Source organism: Streptomyces fractus, from assembly GCF_049844455.1.
GTDB classification, from domain to species: Bacteria; Actinomycetota; Actinomycetes; order Streptomycetales; family Streptomycetaceae; genus Streptomyces; species Streptomyces fractus.
Genome location: NZ_JBMYHI010000002.1, coordinates 7454548 through 7477897, shown reverse-complemented (window position 1 = coordinate 7477897; position 23350 = coordinate 7454548). Strand labels below are relative to the sequence as shown.

Genomic DNA, 23350 nt, shown 5'->3' with positions numbered 1-23350 from the left:
CACCCGCCGCAGGCACTCGAGTGGTTACGGCCGCCGTGCCGACGTCACCCGGTAGACGTCGTACACGCCCTCCACGCCGCGTACCGCCTTGAGGACATGGCCGAGGTGCTTCGGGTCGCCCATCTCGAACGTGAAGCGGGACGTGGCCACCCGGTCGCGGGACGTCTGCACCGCCGCGGACAGGATGTTCACGTGCTGGTCCGACAGGACCCGGGTCACGTCGGACAGGAGCCGCGAGCGGTCCAGCGCCTCGACCTGTATGGCGACCAGGAAGACGGACGACTGCGTGGGCGCCCACTCGACCTCGAGGATGCGCTCCGGCTCGCGGGACAGCGAGTCCACGTTGACGCAGTCGCTGCGGTGAACCGATACGCCGCTGCCGCGCGTGACGAAGCCGATGATCGGGTCGCCGGGCACCGGCGTGCAGCAGCGCGCCAGCTTCACCCAGACGTCGTCGACGCCCTTGACCACCACGCCCGGGTCGGCGTTCGAGCGGCGCTTGGATCGGCCGCGCGAGGGCGGTGCGCTCTCGGCGATGTCCTCGTTGGCGGCCTCCTCGCCGCCGAGCGCCTGGACGAGCTTCTGCACGACGGACTGCGCCGTGACGTGGCCCTCGCCGATGGCGGCGTACAGGGACGAGATGTCCGGGTAGCGCATCTCGTGCGCGAGCGTGACGAGCGAGTCGCCCGTCAGGATCCGCTGGATCGGCAGGTTCTGCTTGCGCATGGCGCGCGCGATGGCGTCCTTGCCCTGCTCGATGGCCTCCTCGCGGCGCTCCTTGGAGAACCAGGCCCGGATCTTGTTGCGCGCACGCGGCGACTTCACGAAGCCGAGCCAGTCGCGGGACGGGCCCGCGCCCTGCGCCTTGGACGTGAAGACCTCGACCAGGTCGCCGTTGTCCAGGGTCGATTCGAGCGGTACGAGCCGCCCGTTGACCCGCGCTCCTATGGTCCGGTGGCCGACCTCCGTGTGGACCGCGTAGGAGAAGTCCACCGGGGTGGCGCCGGCCGGGAGCGCTATGACGTCGCCCTTCGGCGTGAACACGAAGACCTCGTTGCGCGACAGGTCGAAGCGCAGGGACTCCAGGAACTCGCCCGGGTCCTCGGTCTCCTTCTGCCAGTCGAGCAACTGGCGCAGCCACGCCATGTCGTTGAGGTGGTCGTCCTTGCCGCCCTTGCCGGACGACTTGGGCGCGTCCGTGCGCACCTTGGAGGCGCCGGCGACGGCCTCCTGCTTGTACTTCCAGTGCGCGGCGATGCCGTACTCGGCGCGGCGGTGCATGTCGAACGTACGGATCTGGAGCTCAACGGGCTTGCCGTTGGGGCCGATCACCGTCGTGTGCAGCGACTGGTACATGTTGAACTTGGGCATCGCGATGTAGTCCTTGAACCGGCCGGGGACCGGGTTCCATCGCGCGTGGACCGTGCCGAGAGCGGCGTAACAGTCCCTCACCGTGTCGACAAGGACACGAATGCCCACCAGGTCGTAGATCTCCGCGAAGTCACGGCCGCGGACGATCATCTTCTGGTAGACGCTGTAGTAGTGCTTCGGGCGTCCGGTCACGGTCGCCTTGATGCGGGCCGCGCGCAGGTCGGACTGCACCTCGTCGGTCACTATGGCCAGGTACTCGTCGCGCTTGGGCGCGCGCTCGGCCACGAGCCGCACGATCTCGTCGTACATCTTGGGGTAGAGGATCGCGAACGCGAGGTCCTCCAGCTCCCACTTGATGGTGTTCATGCCCAGGCGGTGCGCCAGCGGAGCGTAGATCTCCAGCGTCTCGCGGGCCTTCTTCTCCTGCTTCTCGCGCTTGAGGTAGCGCATGGTGCGCATGTTGTGCAGGCGGTCGGCGAGCTTGATGACCAGGACGCGCGGGTCCTTGGCCATGGCGACGACCATCTTGCGCACGGTCTCGGCCTGCGCGGCCTCACCGAACTTGACCTTGTCCAGCTTGGTGACGCCGTCGACGAGCAGGGCGACCTGGTCGCCGAAGTCGCGCTTGAGGGTGTCCAGGCCGTACTCGGTGTCCTCGACGGTGTCGTGCAGCAGGCCGGCCATGAGCGTGGCCGGGTCCATGCCGAGCTCGGCGAGGATCGTCGTCACGGCGAGCGGGTGCGTGATGTACGGGTCGCCGCTCTTGCGCTTCTGGCCGCGGTGCCAGCGCTCGGCGACCTGGTAGGCGCGCTCGACCTGGCGCAGCGTGGACGTCTCGATCTTCGGGTCGTTGCTGCGCACTATCCGCAGCAGCGGCTCCAGGACCGGGTTGTACGGGTTCGAGCGCTGCACGCCGAGGCGGGCGAGGCGGGCGCGGACGCGGTTGGAGGAGCCGGAGCGCGCCGCCGGCTGGTTCGTGGCCGCGCGGATCGCCGGCGGGGGTGTGGGGCGCGGCTGGTTGGCCGGGGGCTTGGTGCGCGGCTGCTCGGCCGCCGTGCCGCTCGGCGGCGCAGGCCTCGCCGTGTTCGCGTCCTTCTCGGGCGTGCGGGAAGGAGCCGCGGCGCGAGTGGCCTGTTCGTCATGCGTGGCGGCGGAGAGTGGCTTGGCCTCGTCTGGCAACGGCGCTCCTCGTGCGCGACGGGTCCCCCGTTCAGGTCCCGGAGAGCCCATGGTATCGATCCGGCGTCCGCGGCTCGCCCTGGGCCGCTGGGACGCCTTCGTAGTGGTGAAACACCAGAGGCGGGCACCGGATTCCTCCGGGCCCGCCGCCAAGGCTGTGAGCTGCGGCTTTACACCACGAGCAGGGCGTCGAGCGGCGCTCCCTGGAGGGCGGATTCCAGCCGCTCGCGGCCCGGAAGGAAGCCGAGCTCCATGAGGACGGCGCAGCCCGCGACCTCGGCGCCCGCGCGGCGGATCAGGTGCACCGCGGCCTCGGCGGTGCCGCCGGTCGCAAGCACGTCGTCGATCACCATGACGCGGTCGTCCGCGCCGAGGTCCTCGGCGTGCACCTCGATCTCGGCGGAGCCGTACTCCAGGTCGTAGGACTGCGAGAGCGTCGCACCGGGGAGCTTGCCCGCCTTGCGTACGGGGATGAAGCCGAGGCCCGCGCGGATCGCGACGGGAGCGCCCAGGATGAAGCCGCGCGCCTCCAGACCGACGATCTTCGTGGCGCCGTGGCGGACGCAGAGCTCCGCGAGCGTGTCGGTGAGCGCGGTGAAGGCCGCCGGGTCCGCGAGCAGCGGGGTGATGTCCTTGAACAGGACACCGGGCTCCGGATAGTCCTGCACATCGCGGATGCGGCTGAGGAGCAGCTCCTTGATGTCGGTCATTTCTGCACCTCAGCGTGTATGTGAAGGGTTTTCCGGGAGGTTCGAGCGGGAGGTTCGAACGGGAAGTTCGACCGCTTTGTGGCGACCGCCAACCTTAGCAGTCGACGCTGTCGGGAAACGCCGAGGGCGCCAGAGGCCCGAAGGCTCCTGGCGCCCTGTGGCGACCGTGACGGTCCGGGTCAGCGGCGCTTGCCCGAGGGGCGGCCGCGGCCGCGGTTGCGGGCCGGCTGGCTGCGCGGTCCCGAGGCGGCGGGAGCGGCGCCCGCGGGGGCGGCGTCCTGCGGCTCGGTGTCCGAGGCCGGCGAGCCGTCGGCCTGGTGGCCCACGACGGCCGAGTCGGACTGCGCGGCGGCCGACGCCCGCTTGGCGAGCACCCGCTTCTTGAGCGCCTTCATCTTCGGGTCGCGTTCCTTGAGGTCGGCGACCAGCGGAGTGGCGATGAAGATCGACGAGTACGCACCGGCGGCGAGGCCCACGAAGAGCGACAGCGAGATGTCGTTCAGCATGCCCGCGCCGAGGAAGCCGCCGCCGATGAACAGCAGGCCGCCGACCGGGAGGAGCGCCACGATCGTGGTGTTGATCGAGCGGACCAGGGTGCTGTTGATCGACCGGTTGGCGACCTCGCTGTACGTCCAGCGGGTCTGTTTCTCCAGGCCCTTCGTCTGTTCCTTGAGCGAGTCGAAGACGACGACCGTGTCGTAGAGCGAATAACCGAGGATCGTCAACAGACCGATCACCGTGCCCTGGGTGACCTCGAAGCCCACCAGGGCGTAGATCCCGACGGTGATCGTGATGTCGTGGATGAGCGCGACGAGTGCCGCGAGCGCCATCCGCCACTCGAAGGCGATCGCCAGATAGATCACGACCAGGACCATGAAGATGGCCAGGCCCTGCCATGCCTTGTTGGCGATCGACGCGCCCCAACTGGGGCCCACCAGGTCGGCGTTGATGTCGTCGGCCTTGATGTCCATGTCCTTGGACAGCTCGGCCTTGATCTGGTCCGACTTGGCGGTGTCGACGCCCGCGACCTGGATGCGCAGACCGCCCGAGCCGAGCTCCTGCACGACCGCGTCGTGGCCCGAGGCCTTCGTGGCGTACTCCTCGGCCTTCTGGGCCGAGACGCTGGTCTTGGGCGTCGTGAAGACCGCGCCGCCCTCGAACTCGATGCCCATGTTCAGGCCGCGCACCGCCAGGCCGACGATGGCCGTGATGGTGATCAGGATCGAGACGCCGTACCAGATCTTGCGCTTCCCGATGAAGTCGTACCCGACCTCACCGCGATACAGCCTGGCGCCGAGATTGCCCAGCTTCGACATCTCACGCCTCCTTCGGGTCGACAGGGCGGGTGGCGCGGCGGGTGCGACGCAGCGGGGGCTGCACGCCGAGGCGCTTGGGGTCGAGGCCGGACCACTTGTGCCCGCCCGTGAAGAACTTGGTGCGGGCCAGCAGCGTCATCAGCGGCTTCGTGAAGAGGAAGACCACGACGATGTCGAGCAGGGTGGTCAGGCCGAGCGTGAACGCGAAGCCCTGCACCTTGCCGACGGTCACGATGTAGAGCACCGCGGCCGCGAGGAACGACACGAAGTCGGAGACCAGGATGGTGCGTCGGGCCCGCGGCCAGGCGCGCTCCACCGCGGGGCGCACGGAGCGGCCCTCTCTGATCTCGTCCCGGATTCGCTCGAAGTACACGATGAACGAGTCCGCGGTGATACCGATGGCCACGATGGCACCGCAGACGGCAGGCAGGTTCAGCGCGAAGCCGATGGCCGGGCCGAGCAGCGTCATCAGGGTGTACGTGAGGATGCCGGAGGTGAGCAGCGAGGCGAGGGCGACGACCGACAGGCCCCGGTAGTAGACCACCAGGTAGAGGACGACCAGCGCGAGGCCGATGGCGCCCGCGATCAGGCCGGCGTTCAGCTGCTCACCGCCGAGCGCGGCGGTCACCGAGGTGACGCTCTGCTCGTGGAAGGTCAGCGGCAGCGCGCCGTAGGACAGCACGTTCGCGAGGTCCTGGGCGGACTTCTGGGTGAAGGAGCCGGAGATCTCGGCGTTCTGGCTCAGCGTGGAGCTGACGCTGGGGGCGGAGACCACGTCACCGTCGAGGACGATGGCGAACTGGTTCATCGGCGACTGCTGGCTCTTGAGCTTGCTGGTCGTCGCGGCGAACTTCTTCGATCCGGTGCCCGTGAACTCCATGTTCACGACCCACTGGCCGTTCTGCTGGTTGATGGTCGCCTGGGACTTCTTGACGTCCTTGCCGCCCACCTCGGACGGGCCGAGGACGTACTTCTGCCACTGGCCCTGACTCTGGCCGCAGGCGATGATCGGATCCGAGGCCTTCGAGCCCTCGTTGATCTTGGTGCGGGCGGCCTTGTCCGTGCAGTCGAGCTGCATGAACTTCTTCTGCAGCGCGGCGGTCGCCGGGTCGGCGCTGGCGCTCGGGGTCGCCTTGGTGTCGCCGCCGGTCTTCGCGGAGGCGCTCGGCGTCGCGTCGGCCTTGAGGCTGTCGGTGACGGCGCGGCCCTGCGTCGTGGCGCTCGGCGTCGGCGTGGCCGTCGACTTGTCGGTCGCCTTGTCGCCGGTCGACTTGTCCGAGCCGGTGGACTTGTCGGTCGCCTTGTCGCCTGTCGAGGCGCTCGGGGACGGGGTGGCCGACTTGTCACCCTTGCCGGTCGGCTGGCCGGAGGTCATCGTGAGCACCGGACGGAAGTAGAGCTGCGCGGTCGTACCGACCTGCTCGCGAGCCTGCTTCTCGTTCGTCCCTCGCGGGATGTTGACGATGATGTTGCTCTTGCCCTGCGTCTGGACCTCGGCCTCGGAGACACCCATGCCGTTGACACGGCGGTTGATGATGTCCGCCGCTGTGTCCATGTTGGTCTTGTTGATCGCGTTGGGCTTGCCCGGCTCGTTCTTGGCCTCCAGCGTGATGCTGGTGCCGCCCGCGAGGTCGATGCCGAGGCGCGGGGTGAACGTGCCGGAGGCGAACATCCCCCCGACGAGCGCGACCATGATGATCACGATCAGGCCCAGGGCGCGCCCGGGCTTCGCCTGGGCACCTGCCCCTCGGCTCTTCTTAGGTGTGGCCACCTTCTCGTACTCCCTCTCCATCCGTCCGGCATCGGGGTTGGGTGCCAGGACGGCCATGAAATGGTCGAGAGTCCGCGCGGTTCACGCACGGACAGGAACCGCGGGGCACTTCGAGCGGACGCCCCACGGTTCCGGCCGTACTACTTCGCGTCGGACTCGCCGTCGGTCTTCTTCACCTCGGCGTCGTCGGCCTTCTCGGCCTTCTCGGCCTCGGCAGGCTCGTCCTTCTTGCCGAGGTCGATGCGCGAGTCGTCAGCGGCGGTCTCGTCGGTCTCGGTGAGGGAGGACGCGTCGTCCGGCACGACGGCGTCATTGGTCAGTTCGTCATCATCAACGACTTCCTCGCCGTGGACGATGCGGTTGTACTCGTCATCGGTGAGCACGGCGCCGATGGCGTTCTTCGCGAACATGAGGTGGACGCCGGGGCCGGCATCGAGAAGGACCGCGTCGTCGTGGACCTCCTTGACCGTGGCGTACATGCCCCCGATCGTGCGGACGCCGGAACCGGGCTGCATCTCATTGCGCATGTCCGCGGCCTGCTTCTGCTTCTTCTTGGCAGACCGGGTCATCAGGAACATAGCCCCGATGAGCACAATGAACGGGAGGAGGGTCACAGGACTCACGGGTAGGAACTTCCTTCATTCGGCCATGTCGAAATGCGGCCGTGTCGATGATGGGGTATTGCGCCACCGCAAAGGCGACGTCGGCGGAGTCTAAGCGAGTCCGCACGGTGGGAACAACGCTCAGCATGGCACCGGGGTTCCAGCCCCGGCGAGTACGCGCGCCGTCATGCCCCGAAGAGGTCTTGTTGTCCGCTTGCCCCAGGTCTCCCTTGGGGTGCGGTGAGTCCCAGGTGGGCCCACGCGGCGGGAGTCGCCACACGGCCCCTGGGGGTGCGCGCCAGGAGTCCTTCGCGTACGAGGAAGGGCTCGGCGACCTCTTCCACGGTCTCACGCTCCTCCCCCACGGCGACGGCAAGTGTCGAAAGTCCCACGGGTCCACCGCTGAACAGCTTGAGCAGGGCTTCGAGCACGGCGCGGTCCAGGCGGTCGAGGCCGCGGCCGTCCACTTCGTAGACGCCGAGCGCGGCGGACGCGATGTCCCTGTTGATCTGCCCGTCGGCCTTGACCTGCGCATAGTCGCGGACGCGGCGCAGCAGGCGGTTGGCGATGCGGGGGGTGCCGCGGGAGCGCCCGGCGATCTCGGCGGCGCCCGCTGTGTCGATCTCCACATCGAGGAGGCTCGCCGAGCGGTGGATCACCCGCTCCAGCTCGGGGGGTCCGTAGAACTCCATGTGTGCGGTGAAGCCGAAGCGGTCGCGCAGGGGCGGCGGCAGCAGCCCCGCGCGCGTGGTCGCGCCGACGAGGGTGAACGGCGGCAGTTCCAGCGGGATGGCGGTGGCGCCGGGGCCCTTGCCGACGATGACGTCGACCCGGAAGTCCTCCATCGCCATGTAGAGCATCTCTTCGGCGGGCCGCGACATCCGGTGGATCTCGTCGAGGAAGAGGACCTCGCCCTCCTGGAGCGAGGAGAGGATCGCCGCGAGGTCGCCCGCGTGCTGGATCGCGGGGCCGGAGGTGATCCGGATCGGGGCGCCCATCTCGGCCGCGATGATCATGGAGAGCGTCGTCTTGCCGAGGCCGGGGGCGCCGGAGAGCAGGACGTGGTCGGCGGTGGCGCCGCGCGCGCGGGCGGCGCGCAGGACCAGGTCGAGCTGCTCCCTGACCTTCTCCTGGCCGATGAACTCGCCCAGGTCCTTGGGGCGCAGAGCCGCCTCTACGGCCTGGTCCTCCGTGTCGGCGACAGAGTCCACAAGCCGCTCCGCGGCGGGCCCGACGTGCCGGTCGGCCTGCGGCGTCGCGGCGTCTTCGGTGGTCTCGTCCCAGTTCATGTGTGGTGCCTCGCGTTACGGATTCAAAGGGGCGGTCGGCTTCGGGTGCCCGGTCGGGGCGGCTGGGCTAACGAGTGCGGTTGAGGGACTGGAGGGCCGCCTTCAGGAGCCGGCCCACCTGCGGCGTGCCCTCGGCCTCGGCCTGCGGGGCGACCGCGTCGACCGCCTCGTCGGCCTCGCGCGTGGCGTAGCCGAGGCCGATCAGCGCGGCGTGCAGCTGCTCGCGCCAGCCGCTGGTCACGGCCGTGCCGATGGCCGGGCCGCCTGTGCCGAGGGGCTCGCCGAGCCGGTCCTTCAGTTCGAGGAGCAGCTTCTGGGCGCCCTTCTTGCCGATGCCGGGTACGGCCGTGAGCGACTTCTCGTCACCCGTGGAGACGGCTCTGCGCAGCGCGTCCGGACTGTGCACGGCGAGCATCGCCTGGGCCAGGCGGGGGCCGACGCCGCTCGCGGTCTGGAGCAGCTCGAACGTCTGCTTCTCGTCGTCGTCCGCGAAGCCGTACAGGGTGAGCGAGTCCTCGCGCACGACGAGGGAGGTGGAGAGCTTGGCCTGCTGGCCGATACGCAGCGTCGACAGCGTGTTCGGCGTGCACTGGAGGGCCATGCCGACACCGCCGACCTCGACCACCGCGGCGTCGGGGGCGAGGGCGGCGACGGGGCCGCTGACAAAGGCGATCATGCGGTACGGCCTTTCGATGCGTGAGCAGCGCGCGTGGCTCGGGAGGTCCTGGGCGCCTGGGCCGCGTGCTGTGCCACGGCCTGCTGGAGTCGGTTCTGCGCGGGGGCCCGCCAGATGTGGCAGATGGCGAGGGCGAGGGCGTCGGCCGCGTCGGCCGGCTTGGGCGGGGCGTCGAGCCTCAGCAGGCGCGTCACCATGGCGCCCACCTGTGCCTTGTCGGCGCGGCCCGTGCCGGTGACGGCGGCCTTGACCTCGCTGGGCGTGTGCAGCGCCACGGGGATGCCGCGGCGCGAGGCGCACAGCATGGCGACGGCGCTGGCCTGGGCGGTGCCCATCACCGTACTCACGTTGTGCTGGCTGAACACCCGCTCCACGGCGAGGACTTCGGGCCGGTGCTCGTCGAGCCACTGCTCGATGCCCTGCTCGATGGCGACGAGGCGGTGCCCCAACTCGGCGTCCGCGGGCGTCCGTACGACACCGACGCCGCGCATCGTCAGCGGCCGGCCCGCGATCCCCTCGACCACCCCGACACCGCACCGGGTGAGACCCGGGTCCACCCCGAGAACGCGCACGCCTGCCCCCAACCTTCGATCGCCTGTTTGTGCAGGCTATCGGGTGCCACTGACAAAGCGGCGGGCCGACGGGGTGTGTCCCATCGGCCCGCCGCTGATGTCACGTCAGGCGTCGACCTTCTCCATGACCTCGTCGGAGACGTCGAAGTTGGCGAAGACGTTCTGCACGTCGTCGCTGTCCTCGAGCGCGTCGATGAGCTTGAAGATCTTGCGCGCGCCCTCCTCGTCCAGCTCGACCTGCATGGTCGGGACGAAGTTGGCGTCCGCCGAGTCGTAGTCGATCCCGGCCTCCTGGAGCGCGGTGCGGACCGCGACCAGGTCGGTGGCCTCGGAGAGCACCTCGAAGGACTCGCCCAGGTCGTTGACCTCCTCGGCGCCCGCGTCGAGCACGGCGCCCAGAACGTCGTCCTCGGACAGCTCGCCCTTGGGGACGACCACGACGCCCTTGCGGTTGAACAGGTACGAGACCGAGCCCGGGTCGGCCATCGAGCCGCCGTTGCGGGTCATGGCGACGCGCACGTCGGAGGCGGCGCGGTTGCGGTTGTCGGTGAGGCACTCGATGAGCACCGCGACGCCGTTCGGCCCGTAGCCCTCGTACATGATCGTCTCGTAGTCGGCGCCGCCGGCCTCGAGGCCGCCGCCGCGCTTGACCGCGGAGTCGATGTTCTTGTTCGGGACCGAGCTCTTCTTCGCCTTCTGGATGGCGTCGACAAGCGTCGGGTTGCCATCGGGGTCGATGCCGCCGGAGCGCGCCGCAACCTCGATGTTCTTGATCAGCTTCGCGAAGAGCTTGCCGCGCTTGGCGTCAACCACGGCCTTCTTGTGCTTCGTCGTAGCCCATTTAGAGTGGCCGGACATCTGCCTGTCTCCTTCGCGTAACCAATTTACGAACGCCAGAGATCCTACAAGGAACCGGCAGCGCCCTTCGCCCGCACCATATCCACGAACAGGGCGTGCATCCGGTGGTCCCCCGTGAGCTCCGGGTGGAAGGACGTCGCGAGGGCGTCGCCCTGGCGTACGGCGACGATGTGCCCCTCGTGCTCGGCGAGCACCTCCACCTCGGCTCCGACGGACTCCACCCAGGGAGCCCGGATGAAGACGCCCTCTACAGGATCGCCCTCGACGCCCCGGACGTCGACCGCCGCTTCGAAGGATTCGTTCTGCCGTCCGAAGGCGTTGCGCCGCACGATCATGTCGATGCCGCCGATGGTCTCCTGGCCCGAGCGCGGGTCGAGGATCTTGTCGGCGAGCATGATCAGGCCGGCGCACGTCCCGTAGACGGGCATTCCTTCGCGCACGCGCGCGCGAAGGGGGTCCATGAGGCCGAAGAGGTGGGCCAGCTTCGAGATGGTGGTCGACTCCCCGCCAGGGATGACGAGGCCGTCGATCTCGGCCAGTTCCTCGGGGCGCCGCACGGGCCTGGCCACGGCGTCGGCCGCGGCCAGGGCGACGAGGTGCTCCCGTACGTCGCCCTGGAGCGCGAGCACTCCGACCACGGGAGCGGTCATCACCAACCCCGGTTCGCGTAGCGCTCGCCCTCGGGCAGGGTGTCGCAGTTGATGCCGACCATGGCCTCGCCGAGGTTGCGGGACGCCTCCGCGACGATCTTCGGGTCGTCGAAGAAGGTGGTGGCCTTCACGATGGCGGCGGCGCGCTTGGCCGGGTCGCCGGACTTGAAGATGCCGGAGCCGACGAAGACGCCCTCGGCGCCGAGCTGGCGCATCAGCGCGGCGTCGGCGGGGGTGGCGACGCCACCGGCGGAGAACAGCACGACCGGCAGCTTGCCGAGCTCGGCGACCTCGCGCACGATCTCGTACGGGGCGCGCAGCTCCTTGGCGGCGGCGTACAGCTCGTTGTTGTCGAAGCCGCGCAGCTTGGCGATCTCGTTCTTGATCTGGCGCAGGTGGCGGACGGCCTCCACGACGTTGCCGGTGCCGGCCTCGCCCTTGGAGCGGATCATCGCGGCGCCCTCGGCGATGCGGCGCAGGGCCTCGCCCAGGTTGGTGGCGCCACAGACGAACGGGGTCGTGAACGCGAACTTGTCGCTGTGGTTGACCTCGTCGGCCGGGGTGAGCACCTCGGACTCGTCGATGTAGTCGACGCCGAGGGACTGCAGCACCTGGGCCTCGACGAAGTGACCGATGCGGGACTTGGCCATCACCGGGATCGACACGGCGCCGATGATGCCCTCGATCATGTCGGGGTCGGACATCCGGGCCACACCGCCGTCCTTGCGGATGTCGGCGGGCACCCGCTCCAGGGCCATCACGGCGACGGCGCCGGCGTCCTCGGCGATCTTCGCCTGCTCGGGCGTGACGACGTCCATGATGACGCCACCCTTGAGCTGCTCGGCCATGCCTCGCTTGACGCGGGCGGTGCCGGTGGCGGTGTTTTCAGAAGTGGACACGGGTGACCTCACTCGGTGAAGAAGGCTTTTGCTGTACCGAGGAAACCTCTGGGGAACAGGCCACTACAAGGGCCAATGGGTAGCCGGTGGCTCCTTTTGGCCTGGGATCTAACTGGTGGGGCGGTCGGCCAGCGCCGTCGGCGGCACGTCGTCCATCTCGAAGGCCAGCGGGAACGGTGCGTGCCCGGCGAGCCGGAACCAGCGGACCGTGCGGTGGCGGCGCAGCGCTCGGGCCGCGCGCACGGCGTCGTTGTGGAAGCGGCGGGCCATGGGGACGCGGCGGACCGCCTGGGCGAGCTCCTCCGCGGCCTCGTCGCCGCCGGGGGCCTCCCGGACCGCCCCGACCTGGTCGGGCTCGTTGAAGACCGCCCTGAGCGCCTGGCTGAGCTCGCTCTCGGCGACCTCGCGCTGCTCCTCCTCGGCCTGACGCGCGGCGTGTGCCGCCTCGTACAGCACGATCGACGCGGCCGGGTCGAGCACGCCGGACGTGGCCAGTTCCTGGGCGACCGAGGCGCGGCGCAGGAGTTGGGCGTCCAGGGCGGCGCGGGCCGCGTCGATGCGGGCGTGCAGGCGGTCGAGGCGTCCTGCGGTCCAGCTCAGGTAGAGCCCGATCGCGAAGAGGCCTACGGCGATCCAGATGAGGGTGACGGTCACGGGCGGCAAGGCTACCGGGGCAGCAGCAGGCGTCAGTCCCGCGCCAAGCCGAACCGCGCCCTGAGGCCCGTCCGCTCGTCCGCCGCCACCGCCGCCGCGCCCTGGGTCACCGTCTCGTAGACCGAGAGGATGTCCGCGCCGACCGTGGACCAGTCGAAGCGGCGGACGTGCCTGCTGCCACGCGCGCGCAGTTCGGCGCGGCGGTCCGGGTCGCCCAGGAGGCGCAGGGCCGCGACGGCGAGGGTGTCCGCGTCCTCGTTGGTGAAGAGTTCGCCGGCCGCGCCCTGGTCGAGGACCTGGGTGAAGGCGTCCAGGTCGGAGGCGAGCACGGGCGCGCCGGCCGACATCGCCTCGACGAGGATGATGCCGAAACTCTCGCCTCCGGTGTTGGGCGCGACGTACACGTCGACGCTCGCGAGAAGGCGCGCCTTGTCCTCGTCGCTGACCATGCCGAGGAATTCGACGCGGTCGCGCATCTCCTTGGGGAGCGCCGCGACGGCCTCCTTCTCGTCGCCACGCCCGGCGACGAGGAGCCTGGTCCGCGGGCGCTCCGCCAGGATCTTCGGCAGCGCCTTCATGAGCACCGGCAGGCCCTTGCGCGGCTCGTCGATACGTCCGACGAAGCCGATCGTGTCGCCCTGCCACTCCGGCTTGGGCTCGACCCGCGCGAAGAAGTCGACGTCGACGCCGTTCGGGATGACGACCGCGTCGCCGCCCAGGTGCTCGACCAAGGTGCGGCGGGCGTACTCGCTCACCGCGATGCGCGCGCTGATCTTCTCCAGGGCGGGCTGCAGGATGGGATACGCGGCGATCATCGCGCGCGAGCGCGGGTTCGACGTGTGGAAGGTCGCGACGATCGGGCCCTGCGCGGCCCAGCACGCCAGGAGGCCGAGCGACGGGGACGCCGGCTCGTGGATGTGGATCACGTCGAAGGTGCCGTCGTGCAGCCACCTGCGTACGCGCGCGGCGCTCAGGAAGCCGAAGTTCAGGCGCGCCACCGAGCCGTTGTACGGCACGGGAACCGCGCGGCCCGCCGACACGACGTACGGCGGCAGCGGGGTCTCGTCGTCCGCCGGCGCGAGGACGCACACCTCGTGCCCCAGGGCGATGAGGTGCTCCGCCAGATCGCGGATGTGGAACTGGACGCCGCCCGGCACGTCCCAGGAGTACGGGCAGACGATTCCGATCCTCACGCGGGCCTCTCCTCGGCTTTCTCGGCGGGCACCAGGTCGGAGAGCCACAGACGCTGCAGCATGTGCCAGTCCTCCGGATGCTCCGCGATCCCCGTGGCGAAGGCATCGGCCAGCGCCTGCGTCATGACAGACGTCTTCTCGGCCCGCGTACCTGTCTCCGGCACGTCGACGGGTGGGTGGACGCGCCCCCGCATTATGGACGAATCGTCGTACCAGAGGGTGACCGGGAGCAGCAGCGCGCCGGTGTGCTGGGCGAGCATCGCGGGCCCCGCGGGCATCCGCGTCGTCTCGCCGAAGAACTTGACCTCCACACCGGAGGACGACAGGTCCCGGTCCGCGACCAGACAGACCAGGCCGCCCGCGCGCAGCCGCCGTGCGAGCGTCCCGAAGGCGGCGCCGCCGGTGTGCGGCAGCACCTCCATGCCGAGGCCCTCCCTGTAGGCGACGAAACGGTCGTACAGGGTCTCCGGCTTGAGCCGCTCGGCGACGGTCGTGAACGGGGTGTCCAGCTGGGTGGTGACCCAGGCGCCCGCCAGGTCGTAATTGCCCATGTGGGGCAGGGCGAGGACGACGCCCTTGCCGGCGTCCAGGCCCTCGGTGAGGTAGTGGACGTCCTTGACCGAGAAGCCCTGCTGGATGCGCTCCTTGCTCCACGCGGGGAGGCGGAAGGACTCCATCCAGTAGCGCAGGTACGAACGCATGCCCTTCTTGGAGAGCTGTTGCAGGCGCTGCGGAGTGGCGTCGGGCACCACGCGCGCGAGGTTGGCCTCCAGTCGCTGGATGCCCTTGCCGCGCTTCTTCCAGGCGGCGTCGGCGATCGTGCGGCCGAGGCGCTGGGCGACCGGCTCGGGGAGCTTCTTGACGGTCGCCCAGCCGAGCCCGTACAGCGCGTCGGTGATCCGTTCCTGCGTCCCGCTCACGAGGTGGCCCCCTCCTGGGCGGCCGCCGCGTCCGCCTCGGCGGACTCGCGGCGCACCGTGACGACGCGCTGGATCAGCGTGACGAGGCTGCCCACGGCAACGATCCACAGGGCGACCGGCAGCAGGTACTGGATGCCCGGCACGCCGAACTTGTGCAGCCCGGCGAAGCCCGCGGCGACGAGCGAGATGACGAGCCGCTCGGCGCGCTCCACGAGACCGTTCACGGCGACCGGCAGGCCGATCGATTCGCCACGTGCCTTCGTGTAGGACACGACCTGGCCGCTGGCGAGGCAGAAGATCGACACGGCGCACAGGACGTTGTCGTTGCCTCCACCGGCGTACCAGAGCGCCAGGCCGCCGAAGATGGCGCTGTCGGCGACGCGGTCGAGCGTGGAGTCCAGGAAGGCGCCCCAGCGGCTGGAGCGGCCCAGCTGGCGCGCCATATTGCCGTCCACGAGGTCCGAGAACACGAACAGCGTGATGACGACGGTTCCCCAGAAGAACTCACCGCGCGGGTAGAAGACCAGCGCACCGGCCACGACTCCGGCGGTGCCCAGGAGCGTGACCGCGTCGGGGCTGACTCCGCGGCGGATGAGAAACGCGGCGAACGGTGTGAGGACACGCGTGAAGAATGCACGCGCGTACTTGTTCAGCATGGCCTTCCCGAGGGTCGGTGGCCGCGCGGCCCCTCTGGCCACCGGCTGGCCCATCGTAGCCACGCGCGCGTGCGAACCGCCGACGGGCCGCACGCGTGGGCGTGCGATCCCGTACGACGTATGGACGCACAGTGACCCGAGTGGAAAGCTCAAAGACACCGCGGGCGTCGCCGAAGCCGCCTCCGCACGCGGATTCGCGTGTCCGCGCCCATAGGCCGACAAGGAACTAGGGCGTGTTTCGAAAGTAGCGTCGTCCGCCCGGAGGGCGGGCCTCGCGGGGCCTGGTGCGTGCGATCGCAAGGCGCCGGAATGGTCTCGTAGCGGAGCTACTAGGGCATTTCGGCAACGCCGCGAGCGTGCGTGCCAGGTCCCGCGAGGCAGACGGGACTTTCGAAACACGCCTAGGACCTCACCGAGCAAGCAACCGGGAGGCAAGGCATGGGCGACAAGAGCAACGGACACCCCGGAGCCGCCGGCAGGGCAGCGACGGCCGACCATCCCGCGTCCGTACGGAATGTGGTGCTGGTCGGCCACAGCGGATCGGGCAAGACGACCCTCGTGGAGGCCCTCGCGCTGACCGCGGGGGCGGTGAACAGGGCGGGCCGCGTCGAGGACGGCACCAGCGTCTCCGACTACGACGAGATCGAGCATCGCCAGCAGCGCTCGGTGCAGCTCTCACTCGTCCCGCTGGAGTGGGACGGCTTCAAGATCAATATCCTGGACACCCCCGGCTACGCGGATTTCGTCGGGGAGTTGAGGGCCGGTCTGCGGGCTGCGGACGCGGCCCTTTTCGTCGTCTCCGCGGCCGACGGACCCGAGACGATGGCCGGCGCGACGCGCATGGTGTGGGAGGAGTGCGCGGCGGTCGGCATGCCGCGGGCCATCGTGATCACGCACCTGGAGGCGGCGCGCGCCGACTTCGAGGACGTGACGCGGAGCTGCGCGGAGATCTTCGGCGGCGACGACCCGGACGCCGTGCTCCCGCTGTACCTCCCGCTGCGCGGCGAACAGGCGCCGGACGGGCACGCGCCCGTGACGGGCCTGATCGGGCTGCTCTCGCAGCGCCTCTTCGACTACGCGTCGGGCGAACGCAAGGAGTCGGAACCGGGCGCCGACCAGGCCTCGTTGATCGAGGAGGCCCGCAACCGGCTCATCGAGGGGATCATCTCGGAGAGCGAGGACGAGACCCTCATGGACCGCTATCTGGGCGGCGAGGAGATCGACGTCAAGACGCTCGTCGACGACCTGGAGCGGGCCGTCGCGCGCGGCGTCTTCCACCCGGTCCTGGCGGCGGCCCCGGCGGCGGAGGGCGCACGGCAGGGCATCGGCACCGTCGAACTCCTCGAGCTGATCACCGGCGGCTTCCCGACCCCCATGGAGCGCGCCGCCCCCGATGTGCGGGGGCGCGACGGGAAGGAGTTCGACATCCACGCCTGCGACCCGGAGGGGCCGCTGGTGGCGGAGGTCGTGAAGACCGCGTCCGACCCGTACGTGGGGCGGGTCTCGCTCGTCCGCGTCTTCTCCGGCACCCTGCGGCCCGACGCGACGGTGCACGTGTCGGGCCACGGGCTCTCCGACCACGGACACGAGACCCGCGCCCTGCACGAGGCGGACGAACGGATCGGGGCGCTCTCGGCCCCCTTCGGGAAGCAGCAGCGCACGCTGACCCACTGCGTCGCCGGCGATCTGGCGTGCGTCGCGAAGCTGAGCCGGGCGGAGACCGGGGACACGCTGTCGGCGAAGGAGGCGCCGCTGCTCATGTCCCCGTGGGAGATGCCCGACCCGCTGCTTCCGCTGGCCATCCAGGCGCACAGCAAGGCCGACGAGGACAAGCTCTCCCAGGGCCTTTCGCGCCTGGTGGCCGAGGACCCGACGATGCGCCTGGAACAGAACCAGGACACCCACCAGGTGGTCCTGTGGTGCCTCGGCGAGGCGCACGCGGACGTCGCCCTGGAGCGGCTGCGCAGCCGGTACGGGGTGCAGGTCGACGTCATCCCGCACAAGGTCTCCCTTCGGGAGACGTTCGCGGGCAGGTCGGCGGGGCGCGGCCGGCACGTGAAGCAGTCCGGTGGCCACGGCCAGTTCGCGATCTGCGAGATCGAGGTGGAGCCGCTGCCCGGCGGCTCGGGCATCGAGTTCGTGGACAAGGTCGTCGGCGGCGCGGTGCCCCGGCAGTTCATCCCGTCCGTGGAGAAGGGGGTGCGGGCGCAGGCGGCGAAGGGCGTCGCGGCCGGGTATCCGCTCATCGACGTGCGGGTGACGCTGATCGACGGGAAGGCGCACTCGGTGGACTCCTCCGACGCGGCGTTCCAGACGGCGGGGGCGCTCGCGCTGCGGGAGGCGGCGACCGATGTGCGGATCCATCTCCTGGAGCCGGTGGCCGAGGTCGAGGTCCTCGTCGGCGACGACTACGTGGGCACCGTGATGAGCGACCTGTCCGGGCGGCGCGGCCGCGTCGTCGGCACCGAACAGGCCTCGGGCGGGCGGACGTTGGTCAGGGCCGAGGTACCGGAGATCGAGATCGGCCGGTACGCGGTGGACCTGCGCTCGCTGTCGCACGGCACCGCGCGTTTCAGCCGCGACTACGCCCGGCACGAGCCGATGCCGCCCCAGCTGAGCGAGCGGATCCGCGAACAGGCCCAGGACGTCCCGTAGTCGGCCCGGGACCGCGCACCGGCCCCGGCTTCCCGTTCCCCGGGGCCGGTGTCGGTGGCGGCCGCTACGCTGGTCGAAGATCAGCCGGTTCCGGCCGACGGCGCGCCCAACAGGTGTGCGGGGCGGGCAAGTCGGGAAAAGCCGCAGCGACGGCGTGCGGTGATGGGGGTGGCAGTGGCGGACACGATGAAGCCGGCTTCGGCCGACGGAATATTCGACTTCCGGCCGGGCGCGCAGATCCCGCTCCAGGGTTCCGCGGGCCAGACCGCCGCGACGTTCGCCATCGCCTCGGCCGCGTACCGGGACGACCCGGCGGTGAAGATCGAGGAAACCAACAACGAGTGGCACAAGTCCCAGGTGAAGAGGGGCATGTGGTCGCTGTTCGCGCCGAATCTCGGTGAGGCCTTCGCGCGGGCGGTGCAGGTGCGGATGCTGGGCGGCGCCCGCAAGCCGCTCATCCAGTCGTTCGGCACGGAACCGCAGGTCGTGGTGGAGCACTGCCTCGCGGCCAACCGGATCCGGCGCCAGCGCGACAGCCTGCTCACGCTGGTGACGGTGGTGTTCGGCTTCCTGTTCCTGCCCGGATTCCTGCTCTGGGTCACCGCGTTCGAGATCCGCCGCAGGGACAGCATCCGGGTGGCTCAGGCCGAGAAGGAGACCAAGGAGGCCGACAGCAAGGGCGCCAAGGAGAAGCGCGAGGCCAAGGCGCGGGAGCGAAAGGCGCACGGCAGGGCCGCCCTCACCATGACGGTACTGGCGGTCGTGTTCGTCGCCGTCGTGATCGTGCTTGTCCGGCTTCCGTCCACCAGCGGCTGGACCTGGTATCTGCGCGCCTCGTTCGTGGCGCCCGTGATCGGCGGCTACTGGGCGCGGCAGATCTGCGAGCGCACCGCGCGGGACCTGCGGGACCGGTGGGGCGGGCTGCTGTCCGGGGGCGGGGTCGGCGCGAAGATCCCGGAGGCCGTCCCCGGCAGTCCCGGCGAGACCTCGGCCGAGCAACTGCGCCAGAATCTGGCCAAGTTGTCCGCCGAGCAGCAGTCGAACTCCGTGTTCTACGCGGGCCCCAAGGGCATCCTGGGCATGGGCACGCGCTGGGGCGGCTGGCAGCTGGCCGAGGACCTGGTGTCCAAGGAACCGGGCAAGGACATCCACCCGTTCCGCAGCTGGGACGTGATCCGCGCGATCCACGACCAGCTCCGCCTCCTGGAGCGCAAGCCGATCCACACCGGAGGCTTCCCCACGCCTTCGGTCAAGCACTGGATCGTCTCGCCGATCGGGGAGAACGCGAAGAGCGTGACCCGCCCCTCGGGCGTGAACGTCGACGCGTTCGAGACCAGGACGCACGAGATAGAGCGAATCTGCAACGAGCAACAGTTCGGTGGCGGCAGCCGCCACTACCTGGGCGTCCAGTTCACGCTCTGGGACGGCCAGTTGGTGATCACCATGCTGATCACGGTGACGGTGCTGCACGAGACGCTGCGGATAGAGGTGACCGGGCACGCGCTCGGCCCGGTGCACTCCCTGTTCACGTCGAAGCCCGAGCCGCGGAAGAAGGAGGTCTCCAAGCCCATACGGTTCTGGGAGACCACGGAGAAGACGCTCCCGCTGATCACCTCGGACGAGGCGGTCCGGATCGCGGTCCGCGCGCCCTTCACCTGGTATCCGCCGCTCCTGGACCACCTCGGCGGGAAGCTGGTGCTGCCCGAGCCGTTCGGACTGCGGCACGCCTGGGCGGACCAGCCGTGGCGGCACCGCTTCATGGCGGACGACGCGCTGCGCACGGCCACGCCGGTCCTGCGCGTGGTGCACGCGGCGGCCATCAGGGTGCTCGACGAGAACGGCGTGGACACCGAGAAGTTCGGCAACCGCTCCGGCTTCCTCAGCGGCCAGGTCCAGGACCCGACGCCGGGGAAGGCGGACACGTACGACGCGTAGGGGCCGGTCAGTCGCTGGAGCTGGGCCAGGCCTTCGCCAGGGCCGTGCGCGTGTCGGCGAGCATCTGCGGCAGCACCTTCGTGTGGCCGACGACCGGCATGAAGTTGGTGTCGCCGCCCCAGCGGGGGACGACGTGCTGGTGCAGGTGGGCCGCGATGCCGGCGCCCGCGACCGCGCCCTGGTTCATGCCGATGTTGAAGCCGTGCGCGCCGGAGGCCGAGCGCAGCGCGGTCATGGCGCGCTTGGTGAAGTCGGCGAGCTCCGCGGTCTCGTCCAGGTCGAGATCGGTGTAGTCGGCGACGTGCCGGTAGGGCAGCACCATCATGTGCCCGCCGTTGTACGGGTACAGGTTGAGGATCGCGTAGACGGAGCTGCCGCGCGCCACGATCAGCGCGTCCTCGTCGGACTTGCCGGGGCCCGCGCAGAACGGACAGCCGTCGTCGGCCCCGGGGCCCGTCGGTTTGCCCTCGCCCTGGATGTACGCGATGCGGTGCGGGGTCCACAGTCGCCCGAATCCGTCCGGCTCACCCACTGGACCGACCTGCTGCTCCGGCTCACTCGTCATGCAATGCAGCATATGGCGTCACCTCACGGAGGCGTGTCGGCGGGTACCTTCCCAGGTCGGCGCGGGCGATGCTGTCGGGATGACCGACACCCCACTCGCCCGCTGGGAGCGGCACAACGGCGTCGTCCTCGCGGTGGCCTCGCTCGTCTACCTCGCCGGGTACGCGGTCCGGGTCCTCGGCCAGTCCCTGCCGGGCGCCCTGCGGGACCTGAGCCTCGCGCTCACGCTCGCCGCGTGGGCCGTGTTCATCGTCGACTACGTGGTGCGCCTGCGCCTGAGCGGACAGCGCTGGCCGCGCTTCATCCGCAAGCACTGGCTGGACACGCTCGTCCTGCTGCTTCCGCTGCTGCGTCCCGTACGGATCGTGCAGGCCTACGAGACGGTGCAGGACCGGCGACACGAGCCGCGGCTCTCGCTGCACGCGCGCGTGATCGCGTACGCGGGCCTCTCGGTGACGCTGCTCGGCTTCGCGGGCTCGCTCGCCCTGTACCAGCAGGAGCACACGGCGCCGGGCGCGGAGATCCGTACGTACGGCGACGCGGTGTGGTTCACGTGCACGACGCTGTCGACCGTGGGCTACGGCGACCTGGCGCCGGTGACCGGGCTCGGCCGGCTCGTGGCGGTGGGGGTGATGGCCTGCGGCCTCGCCCTGCTCGGCGCGGTCACGGGCTCGTTCTCCTCGTGGCTGCTCCAGGTGTTCGCGCGGGAGGACGAGACGGACGGAACCCTGGGCGGGAAGGCCGAGAGGCCCCCGGGGAACTCCCCGGGGGCCTCCGACAGAAAGGACTGAACGTCAGACCTGCGCCCGCTCCTCGACGACCTTCGCGATCTTCGCGATGGCCTCGTCGACCGGGATGCCGTTCTCCTGCGAGCCGTCGCGGTAGCGGAAGGACACCGAACCGGCGTTCATGTCCTCGTCGCCCGCGATGACCATGAAGGGCACCTTGGCCTTCTGCTGGTTGCGGATCTTCTTCTGCATGCGGTCCGAGGACTTGTCGACCTCGACGCGCAGGCCCTGGGCGCGCGCCTTCTCGGCGAACTCCTCCAGGTACGTCACGTGCCCGTCGCCGATCGGGATGCCGACGGCCTGCACCGGCGCGAGCCACGCCGGGAAGGCGCCCGCGTAGTGCTCGAGGAGCACGCCGAAGAACCGCTCGATCGAACCGAACAGGGCGCGGTGCAGCATGACGGGCTGCTGGCGCGAGCCGTCCGCCGCGGTGTACTCCAGGCCGAACCGCTTGGGCTGGTTGAAGTCGACCTGGAGGGTCGACATCTGCCAGGAGCGGCCGATGGCGTCCTTGGCCTGCACGGAGATCTTCGGGCCGTAGTACGCGGCGCCGCCCGGGTCGGGCACGAGCGGCAGGCCCTGCTTCTCGGCGGCGGAGCGCAGCGCCTCGGTGGCCTCGGCCCAGTCCTCGTCCGTACCGATGAACTTGTCGGACTCGTCGCGGGTCGACAGCTCCAGCTCGAACTCGGTCAGGCCGTAGTCGCGCAGCAGGTCGAGGACGAAGGTGAGGAGCGTGTCGAGCTCCTCCGCCATCTGCTCCTTGGTGCAGTAGATGTGCGAGTCGTCCTGCGTGAAGCCGCGCGAGCGGGTCAGGCCGTGCACGACGCCCGACTTCTCGTAGCGGTACACGGTGCCGAACTCGAAGAGCCGCAGCGGCAGTTCACGGTAGGAACGCCCGCGGGACTTGAAGATCAGGTTGTGCATCGGGCAGTTCATCGCCTTGAGGCGGTAGTTCTGCTCGTCGAACTGGATGGGCGGGAACATGCCCTCCGCGTAGTGCGGCAGGTGGCCCGAGGTCTCGAAGAGGTGCTCCTTCGAGATGTGCGGGGTGTTCACGAACTCGTAGCCGGACGCCTCGTGGCGGCGCCGCGAGTAGTCCTCCATGACCTTGCGGACGACGCCGCCCTTGGGGTGGAAGACCGCGAGGCCCGGGCCGAGCTCCTCCGGGAAGGAGAACAGGTCCAGCTCGGCGCCCAGCTTGCGGTGGTCGCGCTTCTCGGCCTCGACGAGGAAGTCGAGGTACGCCTTCAGCTCGTCCTTGGTCGGCCACGCGGTGCCGTAGATGCGCTGGAGCTGCGGGTTCTTCTCGCTGCCACGCCAGTAGGCGGCGGCCGAGCGCATCAGCTTGAACGCGGGGATGTTCCGGGTGGTCGGCAGGTGCGGGCCTCGACAGAGGTCCTTCCAGCACAGGTCGCCGGTCTTGGCGTCGAGGTTGTCGTAGATGGTCAGCTCGCCGCCGCCCACCTCGGCGTCCGCGCCGTCGGCGGCCTGCGCCGCGTTGCCCTTGAGGCCGATGAGCTCCAGCTTGTACGGCTCGTCGGCGAGCTCCACGGCGGCGGCCTCGTCGGTGGTGACGCGGCGCGAGAAGCGCTGCCCCCGCTTCTGGATCTCCTGCATCTTCTTCTCGATGCGCTTGATGTCCTCGGGGGTGAACGGCTCCTTGACGTCGAAGTCGTAGTAGAAGCCGTCCTTGATGGGCGGGCCGATGCCGAGCTTGGCCTCGGGGAACAGCTCCTGCACGGCCTGCGCCATGACGTGCGCGGTCGAGTGCCGCAGGATGTTCAGGCCGTCCTCGGAGGAGATCTCCACGGGCTCGACGGTCTCGCCGTCGGCGACCTCGTACGCGAGGTCCTTCAGCTCACCGGCGACGCGGGCCGCGACGATGCTGCGCTCACCGGGGAAGAGCTCGGCGGCCGTAGTGCCCGTCGTCACCACGCGCTCTTCCCGCTCGGAATCGCGTTGGATGGTCACACGGACGTCAGACACCGGACTTCTCCTACCTGAAGATGGAACGCCGCGCCATTACCTGTGACGCGCGCAGCAACGATCGTACCGAGTCACCAGGGCCGCTCGCGAAACGGTTAACCGGCGA

20 protein-coding genes are annotated in these 23350 nt (G+C 70.0%); 3 read left to right on the top strand and 17 right to left on the bottom strand.

Annotated features, from left to right (window positions below; all coding sequences use genetic code 11):
• Positions 1 to 24: 24 nt before the first annotated feature.
• From ACP4E5_RS35950 to pgsA, 15 genes are all read right to left on the bottom strand, one after another.
• Positions 25 to 2550 (bottom strand): RelA/SpoT family protein, encoded by a 2526-nt coding sequence (locus ACP4E5_RS35950; RefSeq protein ID WP_425836138.1) that lies wholly within the window; start codon positions 2548 to 2550, stop codon positions 25 to 27.
• Between the two features lie 170 nt (positions 2551 to 2720).
• Positions 2721 to 3260, bottom strand: coding sequence for an adenine phosphoribosyltransferase (locus ACP4E5_RS35945; RefSeq protein WP_425836136.1), 540 nt, complete (start codon positions 3258 to 3260; stop codon positions 2721 to 2723).
• 179 nt (positions 3261 to 3439) lie between these two features.
• Entirely contained in the window at positions 3440 to 4576 is a 1137-nt protein-coding gene (gene secF, locus ACP4E5_RS35940; RefSeq protein WP_425836134.1) for a protein translocase subunit SecF, read from the bottom strand.
• Between the two features lies 1 nt (position 4577).
• The gene (secD, locus tag ACP4E5_RS35935) at positions 4578 to 6347 is read right to left on the bottom strand and encodes a protein translocase subunit SecD (RefSeq protein WP_425841925.1); all 1770 of its coding nucleotides are present in this window, start codon (positions 6345 to 6347) and stop codon (positions 4578 to 4580) included.
• A gap of 140 nt (positions 6348 to 6487) precedes the next feature.
• Positions 6488 to 6970: a preprotein translocase subunit YajC gene (gene yajC / locus ACP4E5_RS35930; protein WP_425836132.1), complete on the bottom strand. Its 483-nt coding sequence runs from the start codon at positions 6968 to 6970 to the stop codon at positions 6488 to 6490.
• A 164-nt stretch (positions 6971 to 7134) separates the two neighbouring features.
• Complete coding sequence (gene ruvB / locus ACP4E5_RS35925; RefSeq protein WP_425836130.1) at positions 7135 to 8238, bottom strand: Holliday junction branch migration DNA helicase RuvB; 1104 nt, start codon at positions 8236 to 8238, stop codon at positions 7135 to 7137.
• A gap of 67 nt (positions 8239 to 8305) precedes the next feature.
• Positions 8306 to 8914 (bottom strand): Holliday junction branch migration protein RuvA, encoded by a 609-nt coding sequence (gene ruvA / locus ACP4E5_RS35920; protein ID WP_425836128.1) that lies wholly within the window; start codon positions 8912 to 8914, stop codon positions 8306 to 8308.
• Positions 8911 to 9486: a crossover junction endodeoxyribonuclease RuvC gene (ruvC, locus tag ACP4E5_RS35915; RefSeq protein ID WP_425836126.1), complete on the bottom strand. Its 576-nt coding sequence runs from the start codon at positions 9484 to 9486 to the stop codon at positions 8911 to 8913. The genes ruvA and ruvC overlap by 4 nt, the downstream gene beginning before the upstream one ends.
• 105 nt (positions 9487 to 9591) lie before the next feature.
• Positions 9592 to 10344: a YebC/PmpR family DNA-binding transcriptional regulator gene (locus ACP4E5_RS35910; RefSeq protein ID WP_425836124.1), complete on the bottom strand. Its 753-nt coding sequence runs from the start codon at positions 10342 to 10344 to the stop codon at positions 9592 to 9594.
• Positions 10345 to 10388: 44 nt separating this feature from the next.
• Positions 10389 to 10994, bottom strand: coding sequence for a pyridoxal 5'-phosphate synthase glutaminase subunit PdxT (pdxT, locus tag ACP4E5_RS35905; protein ID WP_425836122.1), 606 nt, complete (start codon positions 10992 to 10994; stop codon positions 10389 to 10391).
• Positions 10994 to 11893: a pyridoxal 5'-phosphate synthase lyase subunit PdxS gene (gene pdxS, locus ACP4E5_RS35900; protein WP_425836120.1), complete on the bottom strand. Its 900-nt coding sequence runs from the start codon at positions 11891 to 11893 to the stop codon at positions 10994 to 10996. The genes pdxT and pdxS overlap by 1 nt, the downstream gene beginning before the upstream one ends.
• A 108-nt stretch (positions 11894 to 12001) precedes the next feature.
• Entirely contained in the window at positions 12002 to 12547 is a 546-nt protein-coding gene (locus ACP4E5_RS35895) for a LemA family protein (protein WP_425836118.1), read from the bottom strand.
• A 32-nt stretch (positions 12548 to 12579) separates the two neighbouring features.
• Complete coding sequence (locus ACP4E5_RS35890; RefSeq protein WP_425836116.1) at positions 12580 to 13740, bottom strand: glycosyltransferase family 4 protein; 1161 nt, start codon at positions 13738 to 13740, stop codon at positions 12580 to 12582.
• Entirely contained in the window at positions 13737 to 14660 is a 924-nt protein-coding gene (locus tag ACP4E5_RS35885; RefSeq protein WP_425836114.1) for a phosphatidylinositol mannoside acyltransferase, read from the bottom strand. The genes ACP4E5_RS35890 and ACP4E5_RS35885 overlap by 4 nt, the downstream gene beginning before the upstream one ends.
• Positions 14657 to 15370: a phosphatidylinositol phosphate synthase gene (gene pgsA, locus ACP4E5_RS35880; RefSeq protein ID WP_425841922.1), complete on the bottom strand. Its 714-nt coding sequence runs from the start codon at positions 15368 to 15370 to the stop codon at positions 14657 to 14659. The genes ACP4E5_RS35885 and pgsA overlap by 4 nt, the downstream gene beginning before the upstream one ends.
• Positions 15371 to 15754: 384 nt before the next feature.
• On the opposite strand from pgsA, the gene ACP4E5_RS35875 reads away from it, so the two are divergent.
• Both ACP4E5_RS35875 and ACP4E5_RS35870 read left to right on the top strand, forming a co-directional pair.
• Positions 15755 to 17971: an elongation factor G-like protein EF-G2 gene (locus ACP4E5_RS35875; RefSeq protein WP_425836112.1), complete on the top strand. Its 2217-nt coding sequence runs from the start codon at positions 15755 to 15757 to the stop codon at positions 17969 to 17971.
• Positions 17972 to 18157: 186 nt separating this feature from the next.
• On the top strand, positions 18158 to 19906 hold the full coding sequence (locus ACP4E5_RS35870; RefSeq protein WP_425841919.1) for a hypothetical protein: 1749 nt from the start codon (positions 18158 to 18160) through the stop codon (positions 19904 to 19906).
• A 7-nt stretch (positions 19907 to 19913) separates the two neighbouring features.
• Here ACP4E5_RS35870 and ACP4E5_RS35865 read toward each other — a convergent pair whose 3' ends face one another.
• The gene (locus ACP4E5_RS35865) at positions 19914 to 20483 is read right to left on the bottom strand and encodes an HIT family protein (protein WP_425836110.1); all 570 of its coding nucleotides are present in this window, start codon (positions 20481 to 20483) and stop codon (positions 19914 to 19916) included.
• 67 nt (positions 20484 to 20550) lie between these two features.
• On the opposite strand from ACP4E5_RS35865, the gene ACP4E5_RS35860 reads away from it, so the two are divergent.
• Positions 20551 to 21261: a potassium channel family protein gene (locus tag ACP4E5_RS35860; protein WP_425836108.1), complete on the top strand. Its 711-nt coding sequence runs from the start codon at positions 20551 to 20553 to the stop codon at positions 21259 to 21261.
• 3 nt (positions 21262 to 21264) lie between these two features.
• Here the strand turns inward: ACP4E5_RS35860 and thrS are convergent, their stop codons facing one another.
• Positions 21265 to 23244: a threonine--tRNA ligase gene (gene thrS / locus ACP4E5_RS35855; protein WP_425836106.1), complete on the bottom strand. Its 1980-nt coding sequence runs from the start codon at positions 23242 to 23244 to the stop codon at positions 21265 to 21267.
• Between the last annotated feature and the right edge of the window lie 106 nt (positions 23245 to 23350).

What these genes read in the sequence shown, in the direction of transcription:
- ACP4E5_RS35945 (WP_425836136.1), bottom strand. Translation starts at nt 3,260, where the DNA reads ATGACCGACATCAAGGAGCTGCTCCTCAGCCGCATCCGCGATGTGCAG.
- secF (WP_425836134.1), bottom strand. Translation starts at nt 4,576, where the DNA reads ATGTCGAAGCTGGGCAATCTCGGCGCCAGGCTGTATCGCGGTGAGGTC.
- ruvB (WP_425836130.1), bottom strand. Translation starts at nt 8,238, where the DNA reads ATGAACTGGGACGAGACCACCGAAGACGCCGCGACGCCGCAGGCCGAC.
- ruvA (WP_425836128.1), bottom strand. Translation starts at nt 8,914, where the DNA reads ATGATCGCCTTTGTCAGCGGCCCCGTCGCCGCCCTCGCCCCCGACGCC.
- ACP4E5_RS35910 (WP_425836124.1), bottom strand. Translation starts at nt 10,344, where the DNA reads ATGTCCGGCCACTCTAAATGGGCTACGACGAAGCACAAGAAGGCCGTG.
- pdxT (WP_425836122.1), bottom strand. Translation starts at nt 10,994, where the DNA reads ATGACCGCTCCCGTGGTCGGAGTGCTCGCGCTCCAGGGCGACGTACGG.
- pgsA (WP_425841922.1), bottom strand. Translation starts at nt 15,370, where the DNA reads ATGGGCCAGCCGGTGGCCAGAGGGGCCGCGCGGCCACCGACCCTCGGG.
- ACP4E5_RS35875 (WP_425836112.1), top strand. Translation starts at nt 15,755, where the DNA reads ATGGGCGACAAGAGCAACGGACACCCCGGAGCCGCCGGCAGGGCAGCG.
- ACP4E5_RS35870 (WP_425841919.1), top strand. Translation starts at nt 18,158, where the DNA reads ATGAAGCCGGCTTCGGCCGACGGAATATTCGACTTCCGGCCGGGCGCG.
- ACP4E5_RS35865 (WP_425836110.1), bottom strand. Translation starts at nt 20,483, where the DNA reads ATGCTGCATTGCATGACGAGTGAGCCGGAGCAGCAGGTCGGTCCAGTG.
- ACP4E5_RS35860 (WP_425836108.1), top strand. Translation starts at nt 20,551, where the DNA reads ATGACCGACACCCCACTCGCCCGCTGGGAGCGGCACAACGGCGTCGTC.